This is a genomic window from Nostoc sp. FACHB-892, assembly GCF_014698795.1.
Classification (GTDB): domain Bacteria; phylum Cyanobacteriota; class Cyanobacteriia; order Cyanobacteriales; family Nostocaceae; genus Nostoc.
This window is the reverse complement of sequence record NZ_JACJTR010000024.1, coordinates 101,880-108,492: the sequence shown is the minus strand read 5'-3', so window position 1 is coordinate 108,492 and position 6,613 is coordinate 101,880. Positions and strand designations below refer to the sequence as shown.

6 protein-coding genes are annotated in these 6,613 nt (G+C 41.7%); 2 read left to right on the top strand and 4 right to left on the bottom strand.

The annotated features are described in order from the left end of the window. Window positions 1–1,321: 1,321 nt before the first annotated feature. Together H6G96_RS26170 and H6G96_RS26165 are read right to left on the bottom strand one after the other, a co-directional pair. Entirely contained in the window at window positions 1,322–1,669 is a 348-nt protein-coding gene (locus tag H6G96_RS26170) for a GNAT family N-acetyltransferase (RefSeq protein WP_190914935.1), read from the bottom strand. A gap of 38 nt (window positions 1,670–1,707) precedes the next feature. Then, complete coding sequence (locus tag H6G96_RS26165; RefSeq protein ID WP_190914933.1) at window positions 1,708–2,601, bottom strand: helix-turn-helix domain-containing protein; 894 nt, start codon at window positions 2,599–2,601, stop codon at window positions 1,708–1,710. A 204-nt stretch (window positions 2,602–2,805) separates the two neighbouring features. Between H6G96_RS26165 and H6G96_RS26160 the strand changes: the two genes are divergently transcribed. Further along, window positions 2,806–3,084 (top strand): hypothetical protein, encoded by a 279-nt coding sequence (locus H6G96_RS26160; RefSeq protein WP_190914931.1) that lies wholly within the window; start codon window positions 2,806–2,808, stop codon window positions 3,082–3,084. On the opposite strand, the gene H6G96_RS26155 is transcribed toward H6G96_RS26160, so the two are convergent. Next, window positions 3,081–3,695 (bottom strand): NUDIX hydrolase N-terminal domain-containing protein, encoded by a 615-nt coding sequence (locus H6G96_RS26155; RefSeq protein ID WP_190914929.1) that lies wholly within the window; start codon window positions 3,693–3,695, stop codon window positions 3,081–3,083. The two genes, H6G96_RS26160 and H6G96_RS26155, sit on opposite strands and share 4 nt — an antisense overlap. 378 nt (window positions 3,696–4,073) lie before the next feature. Here H6G96_RS26155 and acsF point away from each other — a divergent pair, with 378 nt between their 5' ends. Beyond that, window positions 4,074–5,108 carry a magnesium-protoporphyrin IX monomethyl ester (oxidative) cyclase gene (acsF, locus tag H6G96_RS26150; RefSeq protein WP_190914927.1) on the top strand — a complete coding sequence of 345 codons (1,035 nt, stop codon included), beginning with the start codon at window positions 4,074–4,076 and terminating at the stop codon, window positions 5,106–5,108. Between the two features lie 341 nt (window positions 5,109–5,449). Here the strand turns inward: acsF and H6G96_RS26145 are convergent, their stop codons facing one another. Continuing rightward, window positions 5,450–6,577: an alpha/beta hydrolase gene (locus H6G96_RS26145; protein ID WP_242063400.1), complete on the bottom strand. Its 1,128-nt coding sequence runs from the start codon at window positions 6,575–6,577 to the stop codon at window positions 5,450–5,452. Window positions 6,578–6,613: the final 36 nt, after the last annotated feature.

Here is a 6,613-nt window from a genome sequence, read left to right as displayed (position 1 = left end):
TTTGCAGCTTGAAAAACTTGAAACTACTAAATTTACGTATTAAAGCCCAAAAAGAGCAGGTTTTAAAGCTCCATTTTCAACCATAAGCTGTCCATCGCGGACAACTTATGGTGTAAGTCACACACTCCCCTGCCTCTTTGCTGGGGTTCGTTGGTTTTAATCGTAGTTTTAGTCGGATAAAAGATAAGGGTATCTTATTTTGTATTTCACTCAAACGAGAACCGTGTGACTTTAGCCATAAGTTGTCACAATCGAACAACTTATGCCTTGGATTGAACTCGGACAACTTATGCTTGGATCGAGGAGTAGAAGGAGATATAACTTAGAATCCGGTTGATGTTACTGCTTCGGTTGCAGGCTGACTGTTGGTAGGGCTGAATAATCGGCAGGAGTGAGCCTAACTTTTGGACAACTTTTAGCTGGTTTTTCAACTGTGTGACAAGTGATGCCTTGCTTTCCAACTTTGAGGCAACTTTTGGCTGTATTAGTTTTATGGCAGAAGAAATTTGCCTACGATAGTATCAGTGTTGGGCATTCAAAGGCGGACAAGTGATGCCTTGTGGCTTGGGCAGATTTTGTCTAAAGTCACAATTGTCACTGTAGGCATAAGATGAGCAATTTGCTCACTTTATGGTTTCAACTGGGTTGCTCAAGTTATGCGCCCCAAAGTAAAGACGGTAAACCTAAAGAGGGGAAATACCTCTGATGAAGAATCTGATTTCTTTTTCGACAGAGCGATCGCTTTTGTACCCGCCTATCTCAAAGTCCTATTTCTTCATGGTTCATTGTCATTAAAATAAAGTTATTGAAAATACAATCTGCTGCTAAACTATTGCTATTTCTAGCTTTCACGGCTTAAAAGGAAAATTTAAGTTGCTTGGTATCCTGCGTGAGTATGTTTGCTCAGGTTACAGTTACAAAACAGAACCTTTGCTCAGGTTATTGTTTCAAAATCTATTTACAACTAATAACTCCCAACGCAATTAAAGCCTTTGGGCTGCTTAGTTGCTCAAGTTATACTTTCAAAGTTGCTCACCTTATCCTTACAGTGACAGTATATTTGTCACTGAAAACATAAGATGAGCAATTTGCTCACTTTATGCTTACAAAAAGAAAAGGGAAGCACCCATCCGCTCTTGAGTGTAGCGATCGCCAGTCGTGTACCAGCAATAGCGGGTGACATTCCCTGACCGTCTTATTGGTATATAGCAATGAATTTAAAAGCTTGAATTCTAGCAAAATCGTTAGTGATTGGCTTAAATATACTGATAAGACAGTCAGGGGTGACATTGGCTCAATGCAAATGGATTGGATAAGATTGTTAGCGATTAACAAAATCCCGCCACATGCCCGTCATAGAGTAAGTGTCAGTAATCTTGATGGGGCAATATTTTGCAAATCCATGTCGCTCGTAGAAGGAAATATTGCGAGTATTTGAGGAAACAAGATAACAGGGAACTTGGTTCTCATCAGCGTAATCGAGGACAGGTTTGAGTAAATCTTGACCGATGCCTTTTCCTCGTGCAGATGGCTTCAGCCCAAGAAAAAACACTTCACAATGGTGTTGCTGCGGTTCGTGTCTCCCAACTTGTTCAATCAGATATTGCCAAAATTGTGCTGTTTCTGTTCCAGCAACCTTGGCAAGGATCTCAATAATTTCCACCACCATTTGCTCTGCCTCAGTTACCTGATAATAACGCTCTTGATTTATTGCTGGCGATAATCACTAGGAGTCATTCCGGTTGCTTCTCGGAATGCCTTGCCTAAGTGGCTTTGGCTGTTAAATCCACACTGAAGCGCAATCTGTGCGATCGGCAATTTCAATGTTTTCAATAACTGTTTAGCTTGCTCCACTCGCAGTTGCAGTAAATACTGATGCGGTGACATTCCCATTGATTGTTTGAACAGGCGGCTGAAATGAAATTGACTCACCGACACAACAGTGGCAAGATCAACCAATTTGATTTCTTGATCGAGGTGGGCATGAATGTACTCCGAGACTTGTAGGAGTTGGCGATCGCCCAAGCCTCCTGGATGCCGTGGGATACGGGGCTGGGTGCTGGAATACTCCCGCAATAAATGAATGGCTAACACATTTGCCAGCGATTCGACATAAAGCCGCCCAACGCCGTCACCTCCTTTGTAGAGTTCTGCCTTAAGCAGCATCAAGATTTGCTCTAGTTGAGGATCGCGCATACGAAATTCCGTTACTAATTCCAGGCGAGTGGGGTCAAGTTCTGCTGTTTGTTGGGCAACGGATTGAAAAAATTGGGTAGGCACTAGGACGTGAAGATAGTGATCGTTCCCTTCTGCACGGTAGGATGCAGGAATGTCAGCCGGAGTAATCGAGATATCGCCTTTTGAGTAAAGACCAGTGTAGCGGCGATCTCCCACCACTTGAGAGATGCGATGGGGACGAGGGGCTAAACAAAGCGCGATGGAGTGTCCTGCCCAGGCTTCTGGTAGATCGGTTCCCCCAGGAGGTTGCTGAAATTCCTCAACTAGCAGTGGTTGCCAGCCAAGGGTTTCACTGGACATGATTGGGATAGGAATTTCTGACTTGTGTGGCGGGGTGCTATTGACCTGAGATGTCTTTGCCATAGGAGTTTTGAGTCATTCCAAAACTGACAGCAAGATTTTGACAAACGGGCAAGATTCAAGTATTCCAGAGCTTTTAGATTCTCTTAAATTGTAATTGTAATCGATCTCGTTACAAAGTGTTATGAAAGGGAAGTTACAAAACCAGCACAGGAACCTTCCCTCGAACACTTCAATTCCTAAACGATTTAACGAAGGATAATTAGCGTGGAAAAACGAATTTTGATCGCAAGTTGGTTATTTTTGCTCGGTTCTGGTTTGTTTCTAATTGATTCAATGTTTGAGATTGCTCAACATTTTTCACCCATGTCTCTACTGCACTTATCAGAGGGTGTTTTATTTTTGATTGGTTCTATTTTCTTCATGCCATCTTCTTCAAGTTCTTCTCCATCTCTCCCAAAAACTGACTGCAATAGCTATTTAAAAACTCAAGGAAAACTCGTACCAGTGGCGACAGATTACACTGATGAGTCACCACATACCTAGCCCTGACTGCGTTGATTGCGCCAATACTGGTGTGCTGCTTCGGCTTCAACCTGATGATCGAGATGCCATCTATTGATAGACCATATATAGTAGTACCCAATCTTCGTTGTTTCATGCGACTCTTGCAACGTTCCACCGACAACCGTGCAATAAAACTGGAGATGATAAGTGGTGTGCGGCTGCCCAAAATCTCCAGGCATACGCCAACCAAGACGAATCAACGAACCAACTTCCACAAGCAAACCCGTTTCTTCTAGCACTTCGCGCACAATCGACTGCTGTGGCGTTTCTCGAACTTCAGCCCAACCACACGGCAAGCACCACGTACTATCGTCAGTTCGCTGAACCAACAATAACTGACCCTGGTCGTTTAATATTGCAGCGGACACTCCCACTTTCGGCGTAATGTACCCCAGCTCTGTGCGAAATCGCTTCTCTACTTCTGAACTAGGGAGGGAACACAGTGCTGAATACTGTGCCGAAGCAAGAGCAAGAAGTCGCTCGTAGCGTTCGCGATCATAACCGTCTTTTGAATAGTTCAATCCAAGCTGTGCTATTGCTCGCAGTTCTTCTAGCAATTCGATAATGCTCAAGGTGTCATCGTTAGCCACAACGGGAGTCCTAACTATTAATTTAACAGCACTGCGGTCTAATACCGCCACTCACGTTCTTTAGCAGCAATTGCTGTGGTTTAACTTCCGCAAGGCAGGCAGTTCAACCGATATATTGACTGAAATTATTGTAAATCAATACATCTATCTCAGAGGATGTTTGAAAAGTCGGACAGGTTGTAAAAAAGCTCTCTCAGTATACGCGCTCGTATAGATAGTAGGCAGTACCAAGAGAGCAAGATGAGTGAAGCATCATCAGTGAGAGGTTAAGGTAATTGCACTAATGTCTGCGAGGGTGCAGGAAAAGGCGATAAATCAAGCTTAAGATTATTCTATTAAAGTAGTATCGGGACTGACATTTAATAGAGGATTTAGAATATGGGATATGTTGAAAATACACAGCCAAACACTGAGGTTTTAGCGAAAGAAACTCTCATTTGCCCAGGATTTTATACAACTAACATCAAAAAACTTTCTAGTACTGATACCTCAAGTTTTCAAGGAGCCTTTAGTACTGCTATCGCCAATCTAAAGAAGGACTACACTAAAGACAAGTATATACGTGACGAAAGATTTGAGCAGTCTTGGGATCACATTCAAGGTGAGGCGCGAGAACTCATAATTAAACTTCTGGAAATGTACTGTGCTGCTGAGTACTCAGGATTTATCCTATACAAAGAATTATCATCTGAACTTAAGGAAACAAACAGCGTCCTTTCAGATGGATTCTCCCTGATGTCTCGTGATGAAGCCCGTCACGCTAGTTTTCTAAATAAAGCCCTCTTAGATTTTCATATTAAACCTGGATTAGGTTTTCTAGAGAAAGAACATAGAAAATATATTTTTCTACCTTTTTCATGGTTTATCTACTCTACCTATCTGTCTGAGAGAATTTCTAGCTGTTATTACATAACCATTTTCGAGCATTTAGAATCTTATCCTGAATACTCTATTTATCCTATTTTTGGCTTCTATAAATCATGGAGTGAAGATGAGAATCGACATGGAGATTTTTTTGGTGCAATTATTAAATCCGAATTACAACTTTCTAATGGATTAAAGGCAAAGTTAGTCTGCAAGTTCTTTTTGCTGCTGATTTTTAGTATGACATACTTCAAGTATAAAAGTAATGATAAGCTCCTTGCATTGCTTGGGCTAGATGCTCAGGAATATTACGTATCTACAATAAGAAAGGTCAACAAATCTATCAGTAAAGATTTACCTGTAGTTCTCGATTTTGAAAAGTCACAGTTCTTTGAAGAATTAGACATTTGCTTGCTGCATATTTCAGAAAATGAAAAAATCAATATTTCAAATCAGAACGCTCTCTTAAAATGGATTAGAAAAATTCCGCATTATTCCACTATTTTATTAGTTATGTTACGTCTATTAATACGTAGTCAAACTAATTAAAACATTAACCTAAAGAAACACGGTTTTCAAAAAAGCGAACGATTCACTCTCTTTTACTACTTTAATTCTAGTCAAGTGTGCGTAACGATGATCTCAATTGGGGGAGATTGAGCAGCATTGGCTTAACACGAGTGGCGCGAGCAGGCTTTTTATCAGGCGGGCAATCGCGCCTTGTATCACTTGTATCAATTGAGAAGGCTTTGAGGCTCTTATTACACGTAATAGCTTCAACGTGCAACTACATACATATGATGTGATGATGTTTTGACTCAGCTTGCTCCCTAATTGCATGAGAGTCTCTCTAGCTTTACCTGGATTTAACCAACATCATAATTTTAGGACTAATTTCTACTGAGTGTTTGTTTGAGCCATGCTGTTGCCTTAACAGCCGCTTCCTCCACAACTTCTTGTTGGTCGTAAAAGGCAATGTGATTTTCTGTAGTCATCCAGTGTAAATTTTTTTGATTGGTTGGTATGCTCTGGAAAAAGCGACGCGCACCATCAGGAACTAAAGCGCTATCTGAATGAATCACCAAAGTTGGAGTCTTGATATCACGACCAGCATCAATAGCATTGAATTGTAAGAAAGGCTCAAAGAACATCACTGCTGAACGATTGACCCAGCCAGAACGCAAACCACGGTTAGTTCCATAATAATCATAGGCTTCTTGACCAGGCATAGCTACGTTAAGGTTGTTTTGCTCTACGTTGGTCATGTAATCAACTTGACCAGTTTTTTCATACTTAATACGAGCTTGTCTTCCCATATTGAGACGAGCTTCGTAGTTCTCACCCAACCATTGACGCATTACCTGCGGGTCATGATAGAAGCCAGCTACGGTAACAAGGGCATTAATTGAAGAGTCCATTGCCGCCGCTTTTGCAGAGTATCCACCACCTGAACAAATACCCATCAAAGCAACTGCATCAGGCTTAACTTCCGGTAATGCCCGTAAAAAAGTTACTGCACTGTGAATATCCTCAACTTTCATTTGTGGGTTTTCAAACTGGCGGGGTGCGCCACCACTTTCACCAAAGGTGCGATGATCAAAAGTCAAAGCCACAAATCCTTGTGCTGCTAATTGACGGGCGTAAACTTGACTTACTTGCTCTTTGACGCTCGACTGAGGCCCTACCACAACCACAGATGCTTGTGGTGCTTTGATGTTGGCTGACAGATAGAGATTACCTACTACCTTTGTACCCTGGCTGAGAAATTGAACTTTACGAACTGTGATCTCATTCGCTGCAACAGTTTGGCCTTGGGTAGGCATAGATTTTGCTCCAACAGTTTGTAAGTCAGCAGTAGCGGTATAAGGTAGAGCTAGTAAACCAAAAGAAGCCAGTACCAGCGTTTTTATAGCAATTTTTTTCATAGACAGCATGATGTTTGGCTCCTTGAGTTGAGGTATAGCTTGATTTACGGCTGTTGTGGTTGTGTTCCCTTGCCGATAGTTAGATACTCGCAGAACTCACTACTGAAAAACTTGGAAATTCTTGCTCAA

Bases quoted from the DNA above. Each gene is read 5' to 3' on its own strand.
- H6G96_RS26170 (WP_190914935.1), bottom strand. From the start codon at position 1,669: ATGGTGGTGGAAATTATTGAGATCCTTGCCAAGGTTGCTGGAACAGAA.
- H6G96_RS26165 (WP_190914933.1), bottom strand. From the start codon at position 2,601: ATGGCAAAGACATCTCAGGTCAATAGCACCCCGCCACACAAGTCAGAA.
- acsF (WP_190914927.1), top strand. From the start codon at position 4,074: ATGGGATATGTTGAAAATACACAGCCAAACACTGAGGTTTTAGCGAAA.